25 protein-coding genes and 1 tRNA gene are annotated in these 20,675 nt (G+C 41.3%); 12 read left to right on the forward strand and 14 right to left on the reverse strand.

Annotation, left to right across the window (positions count from 1 at the left end):
- Positions 1–3 precede the first annotated feature (3 nt).
- The 5 genes from tatA to orn all read right to left on the reverse strand — a co-directional run bounded on the left by tatA (position 4) and on the right by orn (position 3,631).
- Positions 4–231 carry a twin-arginine translocase TatA/TatE family subunit gene (tatA, locus tag J3L16_RS02745; protein WP_207611355.1) on the reverse strand — a complete coding sequence of 76 codons (228 nt, stop codon included), beginning with the start codon at positions 229–231 and terminating at the stop codon, positions 4–6.
- Between the two features lie 141 nt (positions 232–372).
- Positions 373–870 (reverse strand): acetolactate synthase small subunit, encoded by a 498-nt coding sequence (gene ilvN / locus J3L16_RS02750; RefSeq protein WP_207611356.1) that lies wholly within the window; start codon positions 868–870, stop codon positions 373–375.
- Positions 870–2,588 carry an acetolactate synthase 3 large subunit gene (locus tag J3L16_RS02755; RefSeq protein ID WP_207611357.1) on the reverse strand — a complete coding sequence of 573 codons (1,719 nt, stop codon included), beginning with the start codon at positions 2,586–2,588 and terminating at the stop codon, positions 870–872. The genes ilvN and J3L16_RS02755 overlap by 1 nt, the downstream gene beginning before the upstream one ends.
- Positions 2,589–2,900: 312 nt before the next feature.
- Positions 2,901–2,976: transfer RNA gene (locus J3L16_RS02760), tRNA-Gly, on the reverse strand.
- A 112-nt stretch (positions 2,977–3,088) separates the two neighbouring features.
- The gene (gene orn / locus J3L16_RS02765) at positions 3,089–3,631 is read right to left on the reverse strand and encodes an oligoribonuclease (protein ID WP_207611358.1); all 543 of its coding nucleotides are present in this window, start codon (positions 3,629–3,631) and stop codon (positions 3,089–3,091) included.
- Positions 3,632–3,719: 88 nt separating this feature from the next.
- Here orn and rsgA point away from each other — a divergent pair, with 88 nt between their 5' ends.
- The 4 genes from rsgA to J3L16_RS02785 all read left to right on the forward strand — a co-directional run bounded on the left by rsgA (position 3,720) and on the right by J3L16_RS02785 (position 7,228).
- The gene (rsgA, locus tag J3L16_RS02770) at positions 3,720–4,724 is read left to right on the forward strand and encodes a small ribosomal subunit biogenesis GTPase RsgA (protein ID WP_207611359.1); all 1,005 of its coding nucleotides are present in this window, start codon (positions 3,720–3,722) and stop codon (positions 4,722–4,724) included.
- A gap of 72 nt (positions 4,725–4,796) precedes the next feature.
- Positions 4,797–5,663, forward strand: a complete 867-nt coding sequence (gene asd / locus J3L16_RS02775; RefSeq protein ID WP_207611360.1) for an archaetidylserine decarboxylase — start codon at positions 4,797–4,799, stop codon at positions 5,661–5,663.
- Positions 5,664–5,671: 8 nt separating this feature from the next.
- A complete protein-coding gene (locus J3L16_RS02780) occupies positions 5,672–6,535 on the forward strand; it encodes a DMT family transporter (protein WP_207611361.1) in 864 nt (287 codons plus the stop codon).
- 6 nt (positions 6,536–6,541) lie between these two features.
- The gene (locus J3L16_RS02785; RefSeq protein WP_207611362.1) at positions 6,542–7,228 is read left to right on the forward strand and encodes a glycerophosphodiester phosphodiesterase family protein; all 687 of its coding nucleotides are present in this window, start codon (positions 6,542–6,544) and stop codon (positions 7,226–7,228) included.
- Here the strand turns inward: J3L16_RS02785 and J3L16_RS02790 are convergent.
- The 3 genes from J3L16_RS02790 to J3L16_RS02800 form a co-directional block, all read right to left on the reverse strand.
- A complete protein-coding gene (locus J3L16_RS02790; RefSeq protein WP_207611363.1) occupies positions 7,205–7,654 on the reverse strand; it encodes a MerC domain-containing protein in 450 nt (149 codons plus the stop codon). The genes J3L16_RS02785 and J3L16_RS02790 overlap by 24 nt on opposite strands.
- 78 nt (positions 7,655–7,732) lie before the next feature.
- On the reverse strand, positions 7,733–8,536 hold the full coding sequence (locus tag J3L16_RS02795; RefSeq protein ID WP_207611364.1) for a divergent polysaccharide deacetylase family protein: 804 nt from the start codon (positions 8,534–8,536) through the stop codon (positions 7,733–7,735).
- A 110-nt stretch (positions 8,537–8,646) separates the two neighbouring features.
- Entirely contained in the window at positions 8,647–9,774 is a 1,128-nt protein-coding gene (locus J3L16_RS02800) for a peptidoglycan DD-metalloendopeptidase family protein (protein WP_347564637.1), read from the reverse strand.
- Between the two features lie 144 nt (positions 9,775–9,918).
- On the opposite strand from J3L16_RS02800, the gene J3L16_RS02805 reads away from it, so the two are divergent.
- From J3L16_RS02805 to gpsA, 4 genes are read left to right on the forward strand one after another with little or no spacing between them, the layout of a single operon-like run.
- On the forward strand, positions 9,919–10,344 hold the full coding sequence (locus J3L16_RS02805; protein WP_207611365.1) for a rhodanese-like domain-containing protein: 426 nt from the start codon (positions 9,919–9,921) through the stop codon (positions 10,342–10,344).
- A 7-nt stretch (positions 10,345–10,351) separates the two neighbouring features.
- Positions 10,352–10,609: a glutaredoxin 3 gene (grxC, locus tag J3L16_RS02810; protein ID WP_207611366.1), complete on the forward strand. Its 258-nt coding sequence runs from the start codon at positions 10,352–10,354 to the stop codon at positions 10,607–10,609.
- A 24-nt stretch (positions 10,610–10,633) separates the two neighbouring features.
- Positions 10,634–11,134, forward strand: coding sequence for a protein-export chaperone SecB (gene secB / locus J3L16_RS02815; protein WP_207611367.1), 501 nt, complete (start codon positions 10,634–10,636; stop codon positions 11,132–11,134).
- A 9-nt stretch (positions 11,135–11,143) separates the two neighbouring features.
- Positions 11,144–12,157 carry an NAD(P)H-dependent glycerol-3-phosphate dehydrogenase gene (gene gpsA / locus J3L16_RS02820; RefSeq protein ID WP_207611368.1) on the forward strand — a complete coding sequence of 338 codons (1,014 nt, stop codon included), beginning with the start codon at positions 11,144–11,146 and terminating at the stop codon, positions 12,155–12,157.
- Between the two features lie 10 nt (positions 12,158–12,167).
- Here gpsA and trmL read toward each other — a convergent pair whose 3' ends face one another.
- From trmL to J3L16_RS02840, 4 genes are read right to left on the reverse strand one after another with little or no spacing between them, the layout of a single operon-like run.
- Positions 12,168–12,632: a tRNA (uridine(34)/cytosine(34)/5-carboxymethylaminomethyluridine(34)-2'-O)-methyltransferase TrmL gene (trmL, locus tag J3L16_RS02825; protein WP_207611369.1), complete on the reverse strand. Its 465-nt coding sequence runs from the start codon at positions 12,630–12,632 to the stop codon at positions 12,168–12,170.
- The gene (locus J3L16_RS02830) at positions 12,633–13,622 is read right to left on the reverse strand and encodes an alpha/beta fold hydrolase (protein WP_207611370.1); all 990 of its coding nucleotides are present in this window, start codon (positions 13,620–13,622) and stop codon (positions 12,633–12,635) included.
- Entirely contained in the window at positions 13,619–14,989 is a 1,371-nt protein-coding gene (locus J3L16_RS02835; protein WP_207611371.1) for an ATP-binding protein, read from the reverse strand. Before J3L16_RS02835 ends, J3L16_RS02830 begins: the two co-directional genes overlap by 4 nt.
- A complete protein-coding gene (locus tag J3L16_RS02840; protein ID WP_207611372.1) occupies positions 14,980–15,672 on the reverse strand; it encodes a response regulator in 693 nt (230 codons plus the stop codon). The genes J3L16_RS02835 and J3L16_RS02840 overlap by 10 nt, the downstream gene beginning before the upstream one ends.
- 151 nt (positions 15,673–15,823) lie before the next feature.
- Between J3L16_RS02840 and J3L16_RS02845 the strand changes: the two genes are divergently transcribed.
- Complete coding sequence (locus J3L16_RS02845; RefSeq protein ID WP_207611373.1) at positions 15,824–16,570, forward strand: hypothetical protein; 747 nt, start codon at positions 15,824–15,826, stop codon at positions 16,568–16,570.
- 111 nt (positions 16,571–16,681) lie between these two features.
- Here J3L16_RS02845 and tpiA read toward each other — a convergent pair whose 3' ends face one another.
- Together tpiA and J3L16_RS02855 are read right to left on the reverse strand one after the other, a co-directional pair.
- Positions 16,682–17,437: a triose-phosphate isomerase gene (tpiA, locus tag J3L16_RS02850; RefSeq protein WP_207611374.1), complete on the reverse strand. Its 756-nt coding sequence runs from the start codon at positions 17,435–17,437 to the stop codon at positions 16,682–16,684.
- Positions 17,438–17,486: 49 nt separating this feature from the next.
- Positions 17,487–17,879 (reverse strand): methylglyoxal synthase, encoded by a 393-nt coding sequence (locus J3L16_RS02855; protein ID WP_207611375.1) that lies wholly within the window; start codon positions 17,877–17,879, stop codon positions 17,487–17,489.
- A gap of 92 nt (positions 17,880–17,971) precedes the next feature.
- Between J3L16_RS02855 and argC the strand changes: the two genes are divergently transcribed.
- Genes argC through J3L16_RS02870 form a run of 3 tightly spaced genes read left to right on the forward strand, consistent with a single transcriptional unit; the run spans position 17,972 to position 20,672 of the window.
- Positions 17,972–18,997, forward strand: coding sequence for an N-acetyl-gamma-glutamyl-phosphate reductase (gene argC, locus J3L16_RS02860; protein WP_207611376.1), 1,026 nt, complete (start codon positions 17,972–17,974; stop codon positions 18,995–18,997).
- Positions 18,994–19,770 (forward strand): acetylglutamate kinase, encoded by a 777-nt coding sequence (gene argB / locus J3L16_RS02865; protein ID WP_207611377.1) that lies wholly within the window; start codon positions 18,994–18,996, stop codon positions 19,768–19,770. The genes argC and argB overlap by 4 nt, the downstream gene beginning before the upstream one ends.
- On the forward strand, positions 19,767–20,672 hold the full coding sequence (locus J3L16_RS02870) for an ornithine carbamoyltransferase (RefSeq protein ID WP_207611378.1): 906 nt from the start codon (positions 19,767–19,769) through the stop codon (positions 20,670–20,672). The genes argB and J3L16_RS02870 overlap by 4 nt, the downstream gene beginning before the upstream one ends.
- The last annotated feature ends 3 nt before the right edge of the window (positions 20,673–20,675 follow it).

Consider the following 20,675-nt stretch of genomic DNA (forward strand, 5'->3'; position numbering starts at 1 on the left):
GGGCTAGTCTTCTTTAACTGCCTTTTTTTCCGGCTGCTCTACACTGTCTGAAGACGCATCACTGACTTGCTTTTTGTCTTCTGAAAAAGTGGCGTCTTCGTCGCTTACCGCTTTTTTAAATCCTTTGAGTGCTCCGCCTAAATCGGTACCAATAGACTTCAAGCGCTTTGTTCCAAACAACAGCACTACGATAACGAGAATAATAATTAGACTTGGCATACTGATGCCCATAGGACGTTCCCCGTATTTAAATTCACTAAAACAGCGATGAGTTTACCGCATTTTGTTAATAATGATATAAATTCGAGACAAATAAAAAAGGCCAGCAATAAAAATTAGCTAGCCTTTTTCAAAACAGTTTTAATTAAAAACTTACACTCTCAGTGCTCGTTCGCCTCTAGCAAGACCACATACACCCGTTCTTGACGACTCAATAATCTCTGCACTTAGTTTCATCGTATTAGCAAACGCATCTAATTTCTCAGATGTCCCCGTTACCTCTACGGTATAATTCGCAGCGTGCACATCAACAATACGTGCTCGGAAAATATCCACATTGCGTTTTACTTCTGCTCTTATTGCATCAGAAGGGGTTGCCACTTTAAGCAACATTAACTCACGCTCGATATGTGTATTTTCAGTCAGGTCAACCACACGAAGCACGTCCACAAGTTTATTCACTTGTTTAGTGATTTGCTCAATAGCCTTGTCATCGCCATGAGTAATAATCGTCAAACGAGATAAACTTTCGTCATCTGTTGGTGCAACACAAAGCGAATCAACATTGTAAGCTCTTTGTGAAAACAACCCTACGATACGAGAAAGAGCACCTGGTGCATTTTCCATTAAAACAGAAATAATTCGTCTCATTATGTTCTCTCCGTTTTACTCAAGCGTATATCATCCATAGCACCAAACTTAATTTGCATGGGGTAAACATGTTCATTTTGATCTACTGCGATATCCATAAAGACCAGTTTATGTTTATGAGAGAAGCACTCTTTCATTGCTTCATCTAGTTGATCGGGATGCTCGACACGAATACCAATATGGCCATATGCCTCAGCTAACTTAACGAAATCCGGCATTGATTCCATATAAGAAGATGAATGTCTTCCTTTGTAAATCATATCTTGCCATTGACGTACCATACCTAACGCACGGTTATTCAAAGAAATAATCTTAATTGGCAAGTTGTACTGTAAACAGGTAGACAATTCCTGAATGTTCATTTGAATACTGCCGTCACCGGTCACCACAGTAGATACTGCTTCTGGGTGCGCAAACTGAACGCCCATAGCGGCAGGTAAACCAAACCCCATGGTTCCTAAACCACCAGAATTAATCCATTGACGCGGCTTGGCGAAAGGGTAATACAAAGCAGCAAACATCTGGTGCTGACCAACATCAGAACTCACATAAGCTTTGCCGTCAGTATGCTTATACAGTGATTCAATAACTTGTTGCGGTTTGATGATTTCATCGCTTTTAGCGTAATTCAAACACCCTTTAGCTTTCCACTCATTAATTTTTACCCACCAATCGGCAAGCTTTTCTTTTTGAGCAGCTTCGTCTATTTCAGGCATAGCAGCATTAAGTTGCTCTAGTACGCTATCAACAGAACCTACCACTGGAATATGCGCTTTAATTGTCTTAGAAATTGACGCAGGGTCAATATCTACATGCACAATGGTGGCATCAGGACAAAATTTAGCAACATTGTTAGTTACCCGATCATCAAACCTTGCGCCCAGTGCAACGATACAATCGGCGTTATGCATGGCTTTATTTGCCTCAAACGTGCCGTGCATTCCTAGCATGCCTACGCATTGTTCATGTTGGCCTGGAAATACACCTAACCCCATAAGGGTATTCGTCACAGGTAGGTTCAATTTTTCTGCAAGGGCTATAACACTTGATTCTGCGTTTGCGGTTATTGCTCCGCCACCGACATAAAGGATCGGTTGCTTTGCTGACAACAGAGCATCAAGCGCTTTTTTAATTTGCTTAGGGTGACCTTTGTGTGTGGGTTGGTACGAGCGCATTGTTACATCATCAGGAAAAACATAAGGATGAGAATCAGCAACATTCACCAAATCTTTAGGCAGGTCAACTACAACAGGGCCAGGTCGACCTGTGTTTGCAATATAGTAAGCTTGTGCAATGGCTTTAGGAATATCAACAGCACGCTTAACTAAGAAGCTGTGTTTTACTATAGGTCTAGAACAACCCACCATATCAGTTTCTTGGAAAGCGTCCTCACCTATTAAGGAAGAAGGTACTTGTCCAGACAAGACAACCATCGGAATAGAGTCCATATAAGCAGTAGCGATACCTGTTAGCGTATTCGTAGCACCCGGGCCAGAGGTGACCAGCACGGTCCCTGTTTTCCCCGTCGAACGAGCATAACCATCAGCCATGTGAGCAGCGGCCTGCTCATGGCGTACCAATACATGTTTTACGTTATCTTGTGCAAAAAGCGCATCATAAATGTCTAGAACAGCGCCTCCAGGATACCCAAAAACAAGCTCAACACCTACGTCTTTTAGCGCTTCCACAACCATGGCTGCACCGGACATCATCTTCACGGTAATTCTCCTAATATAGGACTAAATTAATATAGGAGCGCATAATAACGGACAGATTAGTAGAATTAAACAAGTAAAACAGAAAAAGCGAGATATTTATCCTATATATAGTAAAAGTTAGGATGAAATAACTAAAATCAAACTATTTATTTCCTTTTTTAGGAATTTTCACTCAAAAAGAGAAAGAACTACATTAGGGAAATATTTTTATAGGTACAATTTCTAAAAATTATGAGTGTATTTCATTCAAATAGAAACTAATTAAACTAAAAATGAATATAGTTTAGCTTGATAAAGCTAAATTAAGAGATTTGGAGCGGGAAACGAGATTCGAACTCGCGACCCCAACCTTGGCAAGGTTGTGCTCTACCAGCTGAGCTATTCCCGCATAAGATTCGTTCGTTAAAGCAAAATTGTTTCTGCCTCGTCGAAGAGTGGAGCGCATTGTATAGAAAAGATTTCAACACGCAACCCCTATTTTAAACTTTTTTTCTACTGGGCTAAATATTGAACACTTTTTCGCGATAAAAGCGCATTTCTTCAATAGATTCCCTAATATCATCTAGCGCTAAGTGCACTCCTTTTTTCTTAAACCCTTCAGCTGCTGAAGGCTGCCACCTTTTCACCAATTCTTTAATTGTGCTTACATCTATATTGCGATAGTGAAAATATTCCTCTAATACCGGCATGTATTTGACCATGAAACGTCTATCTTGCCCTATGGTGTTTCCACACAAGGGGGACTTCCCCTTGCCCACAAAGCCTTGTAAAAATTCAATAGTCTTAGCTTCGGCTTCGGCTTCACTAACAAGGCTGTCACGGCAGCGCTGTGTTAAACCCGTTTTACCATGGGTTGCAGTACACCACTCATCCATTCCATCTAAAATTTCGTCGGGCTGATGAATAGCAATGACAGGGCCTTCTGCCAACACATTGAGCTGAGAATCGGTAACAATTGTGGCAATTTCCATAACAACACATGTTTCTGGATCTAAGCCCGTCATTTCCATGTCTATCCACACAAGGTTTAAATCGTTTTTCATTGAATAAGTCCTATGTCCATTTCGCTTTGCTGGCGCGTTGTAGAGTTGACGCGTATGATACACCTAAGTTCATATAGAATGGCAAATTGTGGCTAAAAAACCCAAACTTACACGGCAACAAAAGTTGCGTGTTGCTCAAAACAGAAAAAAACGCCTATCTAACGATGCATCGAATTTAGACGATGCAATCAAAGGGCGGGTCGTTGGCCGCTTCGGAAAACAAGCAAATGTTGAAACCGATAACGGACTTATGCGTTGCCATATTCGCCGAACCATTGACTCAGTTGTCTGCGGTGATAGCGTTTTGGTGTCTCGCGAAAATGATAGTGACGCAAAAATACAAGGCATTATTGAGCTTGTTCACGACAGAGTAAATGTATTGTCTCGCCCTGATTTTTACGATGGTGTAAAACCCGTAGCGGCAAATGTCGATCAAATCATCGTTGTCAGCTCGGTCTTACCTGAGTTTTCTCCTCACATCATTGATCGTTATTTAGTGGCATGTGAAGACATTGGCATTTCCCCAATTTTATTGGTGAATAAGTTTGAGCTTGCCAATGAAGAAGAGCAGCACAGCATTAAAACAACAATGGAGAGTTATCAGTCTTTAGGCTATCACGTGGTAATGACCAGCTGTAAAACCAAAGAAGGTTTGAATGCTTTAACCGAATTACTTGATAACCAAACCAGCATTTTTGTTGGTCAATCAGGTGTTGGAAAATCCAGTTTAATCAATCAAGTATTACCCAATGCCGATGAACTCGTTGGCGATATTTCAGACAATTCAGGTTTGGGCCAACATACAACCACTGCTTCAAAATTACTTAGCCTGCCTTCAGGAGGTGAATTAATTGACAGCCCCGGCGTAAGAGAATTTGGCTTGTGGCACCTCCCCGAAGAAAAAGTGACTTGGGGATTTCGGGAATTCAGAGATTTAGTCGGCGGGTGTAAATTCCGCGATTGTAAGCATTTAAATGATCCCGGCTGCATTATTCGAGCGGCGGTGGAAAAAGGGGAGATTAGCCAACAGCGCTTCGACAGCTACCATAGAATAATCACTTCCATGTCTGAACAAAAACCCTCATATCTATGACAAACGTTAATTTCTGCCATTTACATCATGTTCTAAGGTACACTATCCGTGTTTTTATAATGGAGGCGGTCGGTGCTCAATTGGTTCAAGGTTAATCTTCAATACATTCTTCCTAAGCATGCTTTATCTAGGCTAGTTGGATTACTCGCCAGTGCTAAATGTGGTGCATTAACCACAGGGTTAATTAAAGTTTTCATAAAAGCCTTTAAAGTCGACATGACGGAAGCTGTGCATGAAAACGCCGAAGACTACGACACTTTCAACGCTTTTTTTACTCGCCCATTAAAACCCGAAGCCCGTCCAATAGACGACAATGAACAGTCTATTATTCACGCGGTAGACGGAGCAGTGAGTCAAGCTGGACCCATTGATAATGACAGTGTATTTCAAGCAAAAGGTCATTCGTTTAGTCTAACAGCCTTACTCGGAGGCTTTCCTGATTTAGCAACGCCATTTAAAAATGGTCAGTTTGCTACGATTTATTTATCTCCCAGAGACTACCACCGTATTCATATGCCAGTCGATGGCACGGTTACAGATATGATTTATGTACCCGGAGAGCTTTTTTCAGTGAATCCGCTTACCGCCCAAAATGTACCCGGATTATTTGCTCGAAACGAACGAGTTGTGGCCTTATTTGACACTCCAGTGGGTAAAATGGCGATGGTACTCGTTGGCGCAACTATTGTTGCGAGTATCGAAACTGTCTGGGCAGGAACAGTTACACCACCTGCAACAAAACAAGTGGTTCACTGGCGTTACGACAAAGAAGAGCAAGTTTCACTTAAAAAAGGCGATGAAATGGGACGCTTTAAATTAGGTTCAACAATTGTAGTGTGTTTTGAACCTGATGCTGTCACTTTAGCCGCACTTACTGAAGGCCAGCCTACCCGCTTAGGCACTCATTTTGCGACCATAAATACTGCGGAAAATAACTAGCCTTATTTATGGATCCCATTAAAAAAAGCCTAATCGGCTTACATATTACAATGGTCTTGCTAGGGGGTACGGCGTTATTTTCTCAAATAATCGCCCTGCCTGCGCTAAACATCACCTTGGGTCGTTCTCTCTTTGCATTTGGTATATTGTTGTTCATTACCTTACTCGGAAAAGAACGAGTAATGCTCGATAAGCCCAAAGACTATGGATTTGCCTTCTTATTAGGTAGCTTAATGGCCGCTCATTGGGTGACATATTTTGCTGCAATGCAATACGCTGGTGTCTCTGTAGGGATTATTGCGCTATTTACTTTCCCTGTTATTACCGTTTTCTTAGAGCCTCTATTTGAAAAAAAACGTTTACACCTACGGGACGTTGTAAGTGCCATAACAGTATTAACCGGTATCGTTTTAATTGTTCCAACGCCAGATCTAACCAATGAAATCACACTTGGTGTAACAGTAGGTGTTGCTTCGGCTATTTTGTATTCACTTAGAAATTTACTTCACAGAAAACATTTTTCACACTACAGCGGTGTGAAAGCCATGACATGGCAAACCGCAGTAATCTGTGTAGTTTTACTGCCTTTCGGCAGCGTAGAGCTGATCGATGCAAAGCAAATAGATTGGCTTTATTTGCTAATTCTAGGTACCGTTTTCACCGCACTACCCCATGCCTTGGTCGCCCATTCTTTGCAACACCTAAGAGCAGCCACATTTTCTTTGATTGCCTCAATGCAGCCCTTTTATGGCGTGTTACTTTCAATTTTAATATTACACGAATCGCCTAGCATTCAGACTTTAATAGGCGGTCTACTAGTGACTGCGGCTGCAATTTATGAGACCGTAATCACACACAAATCAAGTAAGTAATCATGCATGTTGATATTGGGTCACAGAGGTGCCTGTGGAGATGCGCCTGAAAATACGTTGCAAGCATTTCAACTCGCCATAGAACATGGCGCTGACGGTATAGAGTGTGATCTCATTCAGCACGACACCCAATGCTACATAATCCACGACCATAGGTTAGACAGAACAACCAATGCCACAGGAAAGTTAATCAACTTCAGTCATCAAGAATTAATGGTATTAGATGCCGGAAATAACGAAAGCATACCTACAATGGATGCGTTGTTAAACTGGCTTCCTGCAAACACGCTTTGCAATATTGAACTAAAATACCTTACTGACTCTGTTTTATTTTGTAGCCAATTAAAACAGATAATAAGCAACCACAATATCGATATCAGCCAGCTGCTTGTTTCATCTTTTCATCATGGTTGGTTGAACCAAATCTCTCAGCAATTTCCAACGCTCCCCTTGGCTTATTTAATTGCTCATTACCCGCAAAATTTAGATAGCTACATCCAATCAATACCCGCCTCGACATTAAATGTTGCACTAGATGTATTAGATAAAGAAATGGTGCTAGCTGCCCACAGAAACAATAAGAAGGTGTTGGTTTATACTGTAAATCACATCGATGATATTGCCGAATGTAAAAAAATGGGGGTAGACGGTATCTTTACCAATTACCCTTTAAGAGCAAGCCGTATTCGTTGATTCAGTTTTTTTTACTAACTTTGAGTCATTTTCGCTAGTTTCACACCCTCTACACTGGCGCATCAGCTTGATGTTACGAGTGTGCCCACTAATCAGCAACATGGCACCGACGAAAATAGTAAAGGGCTCACCCATGGGGCCAAAGATATCTTTATACCAATAGATTACACCGCCTAAACACAGCAAAATTAAAGGAATAGCACTACCGTGATGACGTAAAAGGCCTATTGCCATAGCTATCGCCCCCATGCTCATTGAACTAACCAAAATAAGTCGTTCAAACCAGACTTCTGCAAAAAAAGAACTGGCCACAAGAGGAAGTAAGGGTATTAACACGGGTAAGGATAAGCAATGGATTGCACACAAAGTGGAAATCCAAATACCACAGCGGTCAAGGAAGTTAGATTGTGCCTTTGCTTCGTGCATACATTACTACGTGTAAAAATTTGGGGCGAGATAATATAACATTACTGTAATGTTTGACAGCATTATATTGATTAATTGTTACTCAGGCGCAGTCGCCACTTCTAGGTCTAAGGCAAGGCTTTTCTCATTCGTGGGTAATGAAGAAAAGTAATCACTGACGGAGTAAAGCATAACCCCTTCATCTTCAATGTTTTTTAATGCTTCAGCCAAATAGGCTACTGAACTTGGGTAAGGATGAGCGATGCCAATAGCGCGTCCGTGCTTTTTCGCAATTCTTATCAACCGCGCTAATTGCTTCTCATAAAACTCGACGGATTGTTGATGATCTAAGAATACATGCCTTTTATCTGTCGGTATCCCTACTTCTTTTGCCGTTTCATACGCAATAGAACTAGCGCTAGTCCGGCTGTCTAAAAAAAAGAGTGAGCGTTGTTTTAATGCGTGCATTAAATCTGACATGGTATCCGACTGCGCAGTAAGGTAGCTACCCATATGATTATTCACACCAATAACATAGGGAATATTGACCAGCGCGTCGGAAACTTTGCGCTCGATATCCTCTTTGTACATATTCACAGTGAGGCCCCCAGGGCCTTGATTTGCATTGCGATTAGACGACATAGGTAAATGCAACATCACATCTCGCCCTTGTTCATGGGCTAATTTGGCAAACAATTTTCCGTGGGGTGTTTGGGGCAATACAGAAAATGCAACTTCCACGGGTAGTGATAGTGCATCGACTTCACTAAGATTATAGCCAATATCATCTAATACGATAATAACCTTGCCAAGGTTAGCATCAGAACTAGCAGAACGTTCACTGGCGAACAGAGTTGTTCCACATAAAATAAACAAGAAAAAGAACAACCTAACTGGGCTCAACAAAACACCTTTATTACTGTTTATTAGATAACTTCAAAATGAACAGAACACGTGAATCACACCATCGTGCCCATGATAAAAATCTTAACAAATTTCACATTTTAGTGAAACTAAAAGTCGACCCATTGCATTGGATTTAACGCTTTGCCTTTGTGTCTAATTTCAAAATATAAATTGGGATAAGCTTGACCTCCGCTTTGACCCAATAACGCCATTGCTTCACCTGAGCGCACTGTATCACCGGCTTTCTTGAGCAATGCTTGATTGTGCCCATATACGCTCATATAACCTTCGCCATGATCAATAATTATCACCAAGCCAAACCCTTTGAGCCAATCCGCATAGAGCACGCGACCTTGATGAATTGCATTCACAGCCCCACCTTCAGCACCTTCAATAATAATGCCCTTCCACCTAACTTGTCCTTGTCTTCGCTTGCCATAGAGCTTTTGAACTCGACCTTTAGCAGGTACAAGTAAAGTGCCTTTGAATTTTGATAGGCCGTTGAGAGACAGGTCGTTTTCACGAGCCCGCTGACGAGCTTCCTCGGCTTCATTTATCGCTTTGATTAACGCTTCTTCATTTTGTAGTAATACTGCTATTTCGTCAGACTGAGATGAAATGGCAGAGTTAAGTTTTGCTAACGTAATTTGTCTATCTTCCTTTCGCGCTTTTAACTCTTCTGTTTGCGACGTTTGTGCTTTCAATAACGCCTTAAGCTTTACAGCAGCTTCTTCTAATCTCTTATTAATAGATTCTAATTGTTGAATATCGCTTCGAAATTGAGAAATTGCGCTTTGTCTGGCTTTATTAAAATACTGGTAATAGGTAAGGACTCGTTCGAATCGAAGCGCATCATCTTGGTTTAAAACCATTTTGGCATAGTCATAATTACCCGCCATATAGGCACTTCTCACTTGGGCAGCAAGTTGGCTTTGCTGTTGTGCCACTCTTTCCTTTAAATTCTCAGCTTGTACCTTTAGTGAAGCTTGTTCTTTACTGTTGTGACTCAATTCATTTTGGGTATTGTTCAACGCCTTAGCTGTGGCAGCAATGGCTAACTCAGACCGTTTTAAAATCGCTTTGAGTTCTTCAGCAGACGTTAAATTAGATTGAAGTTTTCTTTGACGCTCAGCCAATTCATTTTGTAATGCTTTTAGTTTTTCAGACTGTGATGCGTCGCTGGTTTGCGCTTGAACACAAAAAATAGAACTGAAAATCAAAAGTGTTAGCAACACAAATTTCAAAATAGAGTCAGCCTTGAATATAGAATCTGTTGTCAATGAACCTCAGTGTAACAAAGCAAGACATCAATACCACTGGTTTTCATCATCAAAATCGCTATACTCTGCGCTGTTTTAGGTTTCAGTGAGAGATATGAAATGCAACAATTTATGGAATTTATAAGTAACCATTTACTTCTATCTGCTGCTTGGATCGTCATCTTCCTGCTAATAGCATACAGCTATGTCACCGCAGCTATGTCACCGGTAAAAGCACTAAGTACCCATGAAGCAACCTTACTCATGAATAACGAAGATGCTGTTATTTTGGACATGCGCGAAGTAAAAGCGTACAACACAGGTCATATATTAGGTGCTAAGCACTTAAAACCGGAAGTGATTAAAAACAAACAATTTGGATCGCTTGAAAAATTTAAAGATAAACCCATTATTCTAGTATGTGCATTAGGCAATCTATCTAAAAGCACTGCGAATGAGCTTATACAGCAAGGGTTTGAAAAGACCAGTATTTTACAAGGTGGCATGAGCACTTGGGAAGCTGCTGGTCTTCCTGTCAGTAAATAGGATTATTATGAGTAAAGTAGAAATTTACAGCAAAGGTTATTGCCCATATTGCATGAGAGCAAAAGCGTTGTTAGCAGATAAAGGCGTTGAGTACATTGAGTACCCAATCGACAAGCAGCCAGAACTTAGAGACAAGATGATTAAGCGAGCAAATGGCGGTTCAACCGTTCCTCAAATTTTCATCAACGATAAGCACATTGGTGGCTGCGACGATATGTTCGCACTAGAACAAAAAGATAAATTAGACGCTCTTCTTAACGGTTAAGAGCAAGAAAAAAGGAAAACAGTAATGGCTGAAGAGCAAAAAGCAGCACCTGAAGGTGCAGTACAACAACAATTTCAAATCCAGCGTATTTATACAAAAGATATTTCATTTGAAACTCCAAATTCTCCGAAAATCTTTTCTAAAGAATGGAAGCCTGATGTAAAGCTTGATTTAGACACCCGTTCAAACAAACTCGATGAAAACGTATTTGAAGTTGTTTTAGCCATTACTGCAACTGCGACAGTTGAAGGCGAAACTGCCTTCTTATGTGAAGTTCAGCAAGCGGGTATCTTTGCTATTGGCCAGATGCCAGAGGCAAACATTGCACACATGATAGGTTCATACTGCCCTAATGTACTGTTTCCTTATGCTCGTGAAACTATCGCTAATTTGGTAAATAAAGGCACTTTCCCTCCTTTAAACTTAGCACCGGTTAATTTCGATGCGATTTTTGCAGCTTATGTACAAAAACGTAAACAACAAGCTGAAGCTCAAAAAGAAGCTGCCCCTAAGCTAGACGCATAAGGTTTAGCCATGAGTAATCGCGATATTCAAAGATCGGTTGCAGTTTTAGGAGCAGGTTCCTACGGCACCGCATTAGCATTTTGTTTATCGCGAAATGAGGTCCCTACGTTCTTGTGGGGGCGCTCAGATTCACATGTAAAATCACTTCAAGATGAACGAGAAAATAGTAAATACTTACCCGGATTCAAATTTCCTGAATCGTTAATACCGGTTTGTGATTTACAAGAAGCCGTCTCAAAAGCCAATGACATTTTGATTGTTGTACCTAGCCATAGCTTCAAAACAATGTTGGAACAAATCAGCCCATTTCTTACCCCTCAACATACCATTACTTGGGCGTCCAAGGGGCTAGAGCCGGGAACCAGCCGATTACTTGAAGAAGTCGCACAAGATGTCTTAGGCACAGCTTACCCGTTAGCGGTATTATCAGGGCCGACGTTCGCAAAAGAAATGGCCGCAGGATTACCGACTGCGATTTCCCTGTCTTCAGACAATCAAGAGCTCATTGATAGCCTTGCTAAAAAATTACACTGTAAACAGACGTTTCGGGTATATAAGAACGCGGATATCAAAGGCGTTCAACTCGGCGGCGCTGTTAAAAATGTTATTGCCATTGGCGCAGGCTTAGCTGATGGCTTAGGCTTTGGTGCAAATGCTCGTACAGCGTTAATAACCCGTGGCCTAGCAGAGATGGTACGTTTAGGAAGTGCTCTAGGTGCGCAAGCTGAAACCTTTATGGGTATGGCGGGCTTAGGCGACTTGGTATTAACCTGTACTGATAACCAATCTAGGAATAGACGTTTTGGTTTAGCTCTAGGCAAAGGTAATAACGTTGAACAAGCCATTGAAGAAATTGGCCAAGTAGTGGAAGGTTATCGCAATACACAACAAGTAAAAACACTATCCGAACGCTACGGAATAGAAATGCCGATTTGCGACCAAATATATTCTGTTCTTTATCAAGATAAACCGCCAAAAGAAGCTGCACTGGCTCTTTTAGGTAGAGACATGAAAAGCGAATAACACCAATCTACTAGGTTCCCGAAGGGTAACCTAGTTGTCTCCACGCTTCATAAACACATACAGATACTGCATTCGATAAATTCATGCTTCGACTTCCAGCTAACATAGGAATTCGAACTTGATGGTCTGTGGCCATACTATCAGTTAGTGATTGCGGTAACCCTCTAGTTTCAGGCCCAAATAGAATCGCATCACCTTCTTGGTATTGTGCATCAGAATGCGCTAAGGTCCCCGTTGTTTCACAGGCGTATAACGTGCCTTTTAAATAGTGTTGAACATAGTCCTCGAGACACTTATGGCGCACCACATTTGCAAACTCATGATAATCCAAACCGGCACGGCGCACACGTTTATCGTCCCATTCAAACCCTAAAGGTTCAATCAAGTGAAGGTGAAAGCCCGTATTCGCGCAGAGGCGAATAATATTACCTGTATTCGGTGGAATTTCAGGTTCATACAATACGATATCTAACATTTATGAAAATGACTCTGTAAAAAATTGCATACTCTTAAGCAAGGTATATTGCCGATAGGAGTCTGACTCGCATAGTAATTCATGATAAGCACCATCAACGACCACATACTCTGCATTTTGAAATTGATGAACTACGCGATGTTGACGTTTATTGTCTATCACCTTATCGTCTCCAGAGCTTAATACTAACATGGGACAGGTGATACGTTCAGCATTGTTCTCAATGGTATCCATTGCCTGATACGCCGCAGCTAACCATTGTGATGTAACGCCACCTAAGCGTAAGTGCTTTTGTTCAGCATATAAACTTAAGATTGACTGATATCGTACTTTACTGTGGGTCAGCACATTGAGCTTAAATGGGTGAACTCTATAGCGACCTTGACCGAAAAAATAATCACTGGATTTGTTTTTCAGCTGGCTTTTTTTCAGCCCAGCACGTATCAATATATTTGCCAAAGTGTTCGGTAACGCAGGGCGAATGCCAAACATGGGTGAACACAGAACAGCAGACTGAAATAAATGCGGTTCCCTCAATAATGCCAAAGTACCAATGGCTCCACCCATAGAATGACACATCAAGGATAATGGTTTGTGCCAATACTTGATGACATGTTCTTGTATAAAGCAAAGCGCATCATCAACGTAATCATCGAAGTGTTCAACATATCCTTGTTGTGTATCTGCGGTCATTCTTCCAGAAAGCCCTTGGCCTCGGTGATCTAAAGTAAATACGGCAAATCCATTATTAAACAAATCAAAGATAACATCTTTGTATTTTAAAAAGGTTTCAACTCTGCCATTCAACAATACTATTGCGCTATGAGCATTGGCTGGAATAGTCCACGCGTAGGCAATCGGTACGCCGCCTACACCAGAAAAAACGCCCATATTAACAGAACTAGCCCAAAAACTTTGGGCTTCACTATCAAGAGAGTGAACACCTTCATTTTCACCGCTCACTTTCCATGATTGCTTCGTATTTATCACAGCGATAATACCGGTATCGTCACCACCACTTGCAACCCTTTTTCAGGGTTGTTTTTTGCTTCAATTTGCCCGTCGTGAATACTCACTGCGGCTTTTGCTATAGCTAGCCCTAAACCTATACCACCAGTTTCACTATTTCTAGCACTATCAGCGCGGAAAAACGGAGCAAAAATCGCGGTTAAATCACTTTCTGGCAAACCCGGGCCATCGTCAGATATTATGAATTTCAAGCTCGATGAACTATGAATAACACTGAATTCAACGTGGGCATAAGCATATCGAATAGCATTTCTTAGTATATTCTCAATCGCACTTTCCATCGCATCAACTTGTACCAAAACATCCATTGTAGGCAAACCTGCGACCTTAAGCTCGACGCCAGTTTGACTGGCTTCAAACTTTCCATTTTGAATAACTTCATCGAGTAACGCTTCTACACTTATCTTAGTTTTTGCAGCCATACCGGCTTCTGTCCTCGATAAAGTAAGGACATCCCGAATAAGGTAATCCATTTTTTGGGTTTCTTTTTCAATTCTTTGTAAAGACTGCTGGGCAGAAGTAGATTCTTTCGTAGCATTTTCAGCTAAGGCCACTGCCATATTCAATCTCGCTAACGGAGACCTAAGCTCATGAGAAACATCGGCTAATAATCTTCTTTGTGAATGCCAATTATCTTCAATCTTTTTAGCCATAGAATTAAATGTATTGGCCAACTCGCCTAATTCATCACTTTGAATGACTTTTTCATCAACTCTCGCATCCCACTGCCCATTCGTTAGCTCTAGGGCGGTATGCCTTAGAGCACGAATAGGGCGCAATAACGACTTGGTAAAAATAACACTAAAAACCAGTGACAATCCAAACAATGCTAACAATAGCGCCGCAATCATAAAATTCGAATTACGCCGATTTGGTGTATTTTCCAAAATAAATAAAAGGTAATTATCGCTACCTAGCTGGACTCGCTGTGGTCCAATAATAGTGTACTGCCGTCGTTTAAGTACTTGAGGGAGAGACTGACCTGACAAAAGTGAAACGTCTCTTTGAATACGCTCGCGAAAAGGCCCTCTTCTGCCTATCACTTTGTCTTTTTCAATATCCACTAAAACAGCTGACGCATCGCCTCGCCCTCCTATAGGACGAACTAACCTTGCCAATGGCATATGCTGAGCGTATTCTCTTTCTACTCGTTTCACTACTCGAGATAAACGGTCAATATTGTCCTGTTCTGCATTGGCAATCCCTAGTTCCAGTATGGACCAACGACTAATTAACCATACGCATAATAGAGCCAGAGCAATTGTTACCCAAAACCCTGCTAGTAAACGAAATCCAACACTTGAAGCGAGTTTAGCTGTTAGTCGCATAATAAAATATACCCAGCGCCTCGTACTGTTTTTATTTTGTTTTCTTCGTTGATGGTAGACATTTTTTTCCTAATGTTACTAACATGCATATCAATGCTTCGATCGTATTCCATTAATTTTTTACCTAGCACATCTTCGCTGATTTGATTCTTACTCACTAATGTTCCATGGTTCTGAGCAAGTAATTTTAACGTCGCAAACTCGGTTCCAGTAAGGTTAAGTTGTTCGCTGCAATAATGTGCACTGTGAGAAGCCACATTAATAGTAATCTCCCCTGCCGTTATTTCTGAATTTGCTGCTTTATCATCATATTGAGTTCTACGACGTATAATTGCATTAATTCTAGCAATCAGCTCTCTGTGGTTAAAAGGTTTAGGTAAATAATCATCCGCGCCAAATTCTAAACCTAGAACACGGTCATAATCATCGCCTCTCGCCGTTAGCATAATGACAGGGGTAACTTTGGTTTCTCGGAGTGATTTTAAGACTTCAAAACCATCTTTTTTAGGCATCATTACATCGAGTAAGATCATATCAAAAGAGTGATCTGACAACGCATGGGCTAACCCCTCCTCCCCATCCGAAGTGACTACCACATCAAAATCCATTGAAGATAGATATTCTTCTAACATGGACGTCAGTTCAGCGTCATCATCAATAATTAATATTGTCGCTTTAGCCATTTTTTTACCTCTACATATTCGACACATCGAATCATAACTAAGACTAATGCAGTAACAAGATCACTTTACATAAACTTTACGTGTTACACACACTCCTTTGCACTGCATTGTGTACTATTTATTTGAACTCAAAATAAAAGGTACCATTGTTATGTCGTTATCCATTAAGCCAATCTTACTTACAGCATGTATTAGCTATACACTTTTGGTTTCTCAAACCGCATTTGCAAAGGAACATCAAAAGCGCAGCCATGCTAACCCTCTACAAAGTCTATCGTTGAGCGCCGAACAAGAATCACAGATTAACGATATTGGTCGCTCACCAATGAAGCATAAACGTAAAGGCAGCCCATTCAAGTACTTTGCTCCCATTGCCTTCACTTCTGAGTTAGATGAACAACAATTAGTTCTGGCTGTTGAGGCAAATATTGCAGTTAAAAAGCATCAGGGGCTCGCTTCTGCTAAAAGAAAGCATGCTGTGCTTGCCATTCTCACTGATGAGCAAAAACAACAGCTAGAAGAAAAACAACTGGAAAAACGAAGCTCTCGCTCTGAAAAGTCTTCTTTAGAGCAAAAACTTACGAAACGGTTAGCGCTGACTGAGGCACAATTAGACTCAATACAAACTGAGCTAGCTGAACTCGACGCCCTTCATCAAGTCGCTCGAGAGCAACGTAAGACGTTTAAAGAGTTCGAAAAGAACTTACTAAATCAAGAAACATTTGATGCCGAAGCCTGGTTAACGCAATTCAATACTAACGCAACGCAAATGAAAACTAACGCCACCGCATTTGCAACAAATATGCATCAAATTTACTTAGCACTGGATGAGCAGCAGCAACTAAAAATTAAACGTGGAATGCAGAAAAAGAAACCAAAGAACAAAAAACACAGTTAGAACATTTGAGCTAGGGCGTATTGAACTTGTTTGTGTATTCTCACAGCAAAGTTCAACACGCTCAGGGCTCAATCACTATATTTATGAGCTAGTGCACTACGCAAAGTTTAATTAATTTGCATCGGCTACTTTACAGATTTGCATAAAGTGTTCTGCATCTAAGCTCGCGCCACCAACCAGCAACCCATCAATGTCCTTATTTTTCAACAAATCTGCTGCATTGTCTTTGTTTACACTTCCGCCATACAAAATACGCACTTTTTCAGCAAAATCTTCCCCTTTAATTGATGCCAATTGGCAACGAATATAAGCATGAATATTCTGCGCATCATCAGGGCTAGCGGCCTTACCTGTGCCAATGGCCCATACGGGTTCATAAGCCACACAAAGTTGCTCTCCTGAACACTCAATTTCGCCCAAGGTTTCTTCTAATTGCTTGAATAAGACATCTTTTGTAACACCTGCGTCTCTTTGCTGTAGATTTTCACCAATACACAATATTGGCATTAAATTGACTTCAAGAGCTTGGTTGACTTTAATCTGGCAACTCGCATTGCTTTCACCAAACATTTGGCGACGCTCAGAGTGACCAATCAAACACAAACCACCGCCGGCTTGTTTTACCATTTTTGCTGAAGTCTCTCCGGTATATGCCCCAGAAGCGTATTTACTGATATTTTGACTACCAACAATAATTTCTGAATGCTGAAGAAAATTCAGCATGTCTCGCATATAGATATAAGGCGGGCATATCGCGATGTCAGTTTCAAAATGTTTACCAATAAACGCCGCTACTGACGTACAAAGTAAATCAATACCGCCATTCAGTTTCCAATTCGCGATAACAAGAGGGTTACGTTCTGCCATTAAATAAAGTCCTTTGAATTAAATTCTAATAAAAGTGAATGAAAAATCATTAATCTGCCAAAAATAAGGGTGAAGTCACAATTAAATTTGCTGTCGCCCGAGAGCAAGCGACGGGTGTATCGTATACAGAACAAAGACGCAAAAGCGCTTTTACATCAGGATCATGTGGTTGAGCACTTAGAGGATCCCAAAAGAAAAACAAAGCTGATAGCTTTTCCTCAGCGATAAGTGCGCCAATTTGCTGGTCGCCACCTAAAGGTCCACTCTTTAACCGAGTTACCGTAAGCCCTACTTCGTCTTGAAGCCGTTTACCCGTAGTTCCGGTGGCTATGATATTGTGTTTTAACAACATATCTTTATGTTGGTTAGCCCAGTCAATTAACGCTTCTTTTTTATGATCGTGGGCAACTAATGCTAGTGTTTTAATAAAACCACCTCCCATTGAAAATATTTATACATTTTTATTGCATAAATATTCTATAAGGTTAAACTCGTCTGCTTATTTTTAATTGCCTATAGCATAAATAGTTTTTCATGGTTAAAACAGCAATATTTGGTGCCAGTGGATACACAGGCGCAGCACTCGTAGAAAAAGTCATTCAGCACCCTTTTTTAGAGCTGAATAATCTTTATGTATCTACAAACAGTAACGATGCAGGGAAAACTATCGCATCATTGCATCCTAGCTTGTCTCATTTGTCGTCCCATACCTTAATTGCGGCTGATGAATCGATGCTAGCCGATATCGCCAATGAAAACGACGTTATTCTGCTTGCGACGCCTCACGAAGCAAGCCACGACTGGACCCCTCATCTTCTCAATGGCAAGGCCAGAGTTTTTGATTTGTCGGGCGCGTTTCGTCTAGCAAGTAGCGAAGATTACGAAAACTTTTACGGTTTCAAACACCAACACACACAATGGCTAGACAAGGCTATATATGGCTTAGCGGAACACAATACTGATGCTATTGCTAATGCAAAGTTAGTTGCTGTTCCGGGATGCTACCCGACAGCTTCATTGTGCGGCTTATTACCTCTAAAAAAAGCCGGAGTACTCGACAGTACTATTCCTCCTATTATTAACGCAGTGTCCGGTGTTAGTGGAGCAGGAAGAAAAGCAGCGCTTAGCAATAGCTTTTGTGAAGTTAGCTTGCAAGCTTATGGTGTGTTTTCACACAGGCACACGCCAGAAATATCTCAACACTTGGGTCAAGATGTAATTTTTACGCCTCACTTAGGTAACTTCAAACGGGGTATTTTGGCTACGATTACTGCAAAATTATCACCGGATGTAACAGCCGAGCAGGTAAATGAGATATTTACTCAGTATTATCAAAATAATCCCATTGTTAGATTACAAGCCACTAACCCTAAATTGGACGACGTGGTAAATACACCGTTTTGCGATTTACATTGGCATATTGATACATCAAAAGGTTATATCATTGTGTCTAGCGCAATCGACAACGTGTTAAAAGGCGCTGCTACACAAGCAATTCAGTGCGTTAATTTAAGTCATGGTTGGCCTGACCAAACCGGTCTCGTTGGCGGTGTTGCATGACAAAACCGATTATTATAAAAGTAGGTGGCGCGTTACTAGAGTCAGAATCAGCTGCGTCTCAATTTTTTACCCAGCTTAGTTTACTAAAAGGTGTAAATCCCATAGTTGTACATGGTGGCGGCGCACAAGTACAAGCCATGTTAAAAGACCTTGGCTTTACTTCACAGAAACACTTAGGCATGCGTATCACTCCCGATGCACATATGCCTGTAGTTGCAGGTGTTTTAGCGGGTTCAGTCAATAAACAACTTGTTGCTATGGCTCAGGCTAAATCGTGCAAAGCCGTGGGAATTAGTATTTTAGATGGCAATTTAATGCACTGTGAGCGAGTAAGTGAATCCCTTGGGTGCGTTGGCGCTCCGACCACAGTAAATCCTAAACTTGTATCTGAGCTCGTTGAAAATAATTGGCTTCCTATTGTTTCTTCCATTGGCTCTGACAGTAAAGGGCAACTATTGAATATCAATGCCGACCACGCAGCGTCAGCGCTAGCTGTAGCCATGGTATGCCCGCTAGTTTTGTTATCGGATGTATCGTCGGTGCTAAACGAAAACAAAGAGCGCATAGCCACTATTTCGCCCAACGATATGCAAGAGCTAATTAATGCAAAAGTTATCGTTGAAGGAATGAAAGTAAAAGTTGAATCGGCTATGGACACAGCGCAAAAAACCAATAGAAGCGTTACAATCGCGGGTTGGAAAGACAATATAAATGACATTATCAATGGGCGGCTTGGTACGCAAGTTCATGCTCATAAAGGACCTTTAATATGAACAGCTTGCTTACATTTTCAAATTGGACGCCTGAACAGGCGCAATCATTGCTGGAGCTTGCATTAAAAGTAAAGCAGCAGCCCCAAGATTACACTGACGTTTTACGTGGTAAAAATATCATTGGTTATTTTGAAAAGCCATCACTGCGCACACGTCTCAGTTTTGATATCGGTGTGCAAAAACTAGGTGGTCATTTTATTTATGTTGATACTGCATCAAGTAAATTAAGTGGGCGTGAAGACGCTGTAGATATGGCTGCCAATATGAGTTGCTGGGCCGACGGTATTGTAGCCCGTGTATTTTCCCACACTACGTTAGAAACCTTTGTGGAAAATGCCTCTGTACCTGTGGTTAATGCGCTTTGCGACAAATACCACCCGTGCCAGGCGATTGCTGATTACCTGTCGATGTATGAAACTTTTGGCACCGTAAAAGGGAAAACCCTCGCATACGTAGGCGACGGTAACAATGTGACTCATTCCCTTCTTCTATTAGGCGCACTATTGGGTTGCCATCAAGTCGTGGTAACACCTGAGGGTCACGAAGTGGATGAGGATATTCTAGCTCATGCTCGTTCATTAGCTGAACAAACCCAAACAACAATTACAACAAGTAACGATGTCGACGCCGCAAAGGGCGCAGATATTATCTATGCTGATACTTGGTTATCAATGGGTGACGACACCCCTCTTGAAAAAATTAAGGCGCGTTTTATGCCCTACCAAGTCAATTCAGCCATGATGAAGTTAACCGGGGCGAGCCATGTTATGCATTGCCAACCCGCCCATAGAGATTTAGAAATTACCAGTGAGTTGATTGACGGCGAGAAGTCTTTACTTATGCTTCAAGCCGAAAATCGCATGCACGCTCAAAACGCTGTACTCACTACATTATTCGCTTAAAGG

This window comes from Alteromonas sp. 5E99-2, assembly GCF_017368475.1.
Taxonomy (GTDB): domain Bacteria; phylum Pseudomonadota; class Gammaproteobacteria; order Enterobacterales; family Alteromonadaceae; genus Alteromonas_F.

Bases quoted from the DNA above. Each gene is read 5' to 3' on its own strand.
- J3L16_RS02845 (WP_207611373.1), top strand. From the start codon at position 15,824: ATGTCGTTATCCATTAAGCCAATCTTACTTACAGCATGTATTAGCTAT.
- J3L16_RS02870 (WP_207611378.1), top strand. From the start codon at position 19,767: ATGAACAGCTTGCTTACATTTTCAAATTGGACGCCTGAACAGGCGCAA.
- J3L16_RS02835 (WP_207611371.1), bottom strand. From the start codon at position 14,989: ATGCGACTAACAGCTAAACTCGCTTCAAGTGTTGGATTTCGTTTACTA.
- gpsA (WP_207611368.1), top strand. From the start codon at position 11,144: ATGAGTAATCGCGATATTCAAAGATCGGTTGCAGTTTTAGGAGCAGGT.
- grxC (WP_207611366.1), top strand. From the start codon at position 10,352: ATGAGTAAAGTAGAAATTTACAGCAAAGGTTATTGCCCATATTGCATG.
- ilvN (WP_207611356.1), bottom strand. From the start codon at position 870: ATGAGACGAATTATTTCTGTTTTAATGGAAAATGCACCAGGTGCTCTT.
- tatA (WP_207611355.1), bottom strand. From the start codon at position 231: ATGGGCATCAGTATGCCAAGTCTAATTATTATTCTCGTTATCGTAGTG.
- J3L16_RS02840 (WP_207611372.1), bottom strand. From the start codon at position 15,672: ATGGCTAAAGCGACAATATTAATTATTGATGATGACGCTGAACTGACG.
- tpiA (WP_207611374.1), bottom strand. From the start codon at position 17,437: ATGGCAGAACGTAACCCTCTTGTTATCGCGAATTGGAAACTGAATGGC.
- J3L16_RS02855 (WP_207611375.1), bottom strand. From the start codon at position 17,879: ATGGGAGGTGGTTTTATTAAAACACTAGCATTAGTTGCCCACGATCAT.
- trmL (WP_207611369.1), bottom strand. From the start codon at position 12,632: ATGTTAGATATCGTATTGTATGAACCTGAAATTCCACCGAATACAGGT.
- argC (WP_207611376.1), top strand. From the start codon at position 17,972: ATGGTTAAAACAGCAATATTTGGTGCCAGTGGATACACAGGCGCAGCA.
- J3L16_RS02780 (WP_207611361.1), top strand. From the start codon at position 5,672: ATGGATCCCATTAAAAAAAGCCTAATCGGCTTACATATTACAATGGTC.
- J3L16_RS02790 (WP_207611363.1), bottom strand. From the start codon at position 7,654: ATGCACGAAGCAAAGGCACAATCTAACTTCCTTGACCGCTGTGGTATT.
- orn (WP_207611358.1), bottom strand. From the start codon at position 3,631: ATGAAAAACGATTTAAACCTTGTGTGGATAGACATGGAAATGACGGGC.
- J3L16_RS02785 (WP_207611362.1), top strand. From the start codon at position 6,542: ATGTTGATATTGGGTCACAGAGGTGCCTGTGGAGATGCGCCTGAAAAT.
- secB (WP_207611367.1), top strand. From the start codon at position 10,634: ATGGCTGAAGAGCAAAAAGCAGCACCTGAAGGTGCAGTACAACAACAA.
- argB (WP_207611377.1), top strand. From the start codon at position 18,994: ATGACAAAACCGATTATTATAAAAGTAGGTGGCGCGTTACTAGAGTCA.
- J3L16_RS02805 (WP_207611365.1), top strand. From the start codon at position 9,919: ATGCAACAATTTATGGAATTTATAAGTAACCATTTACTTCTATCTGCT.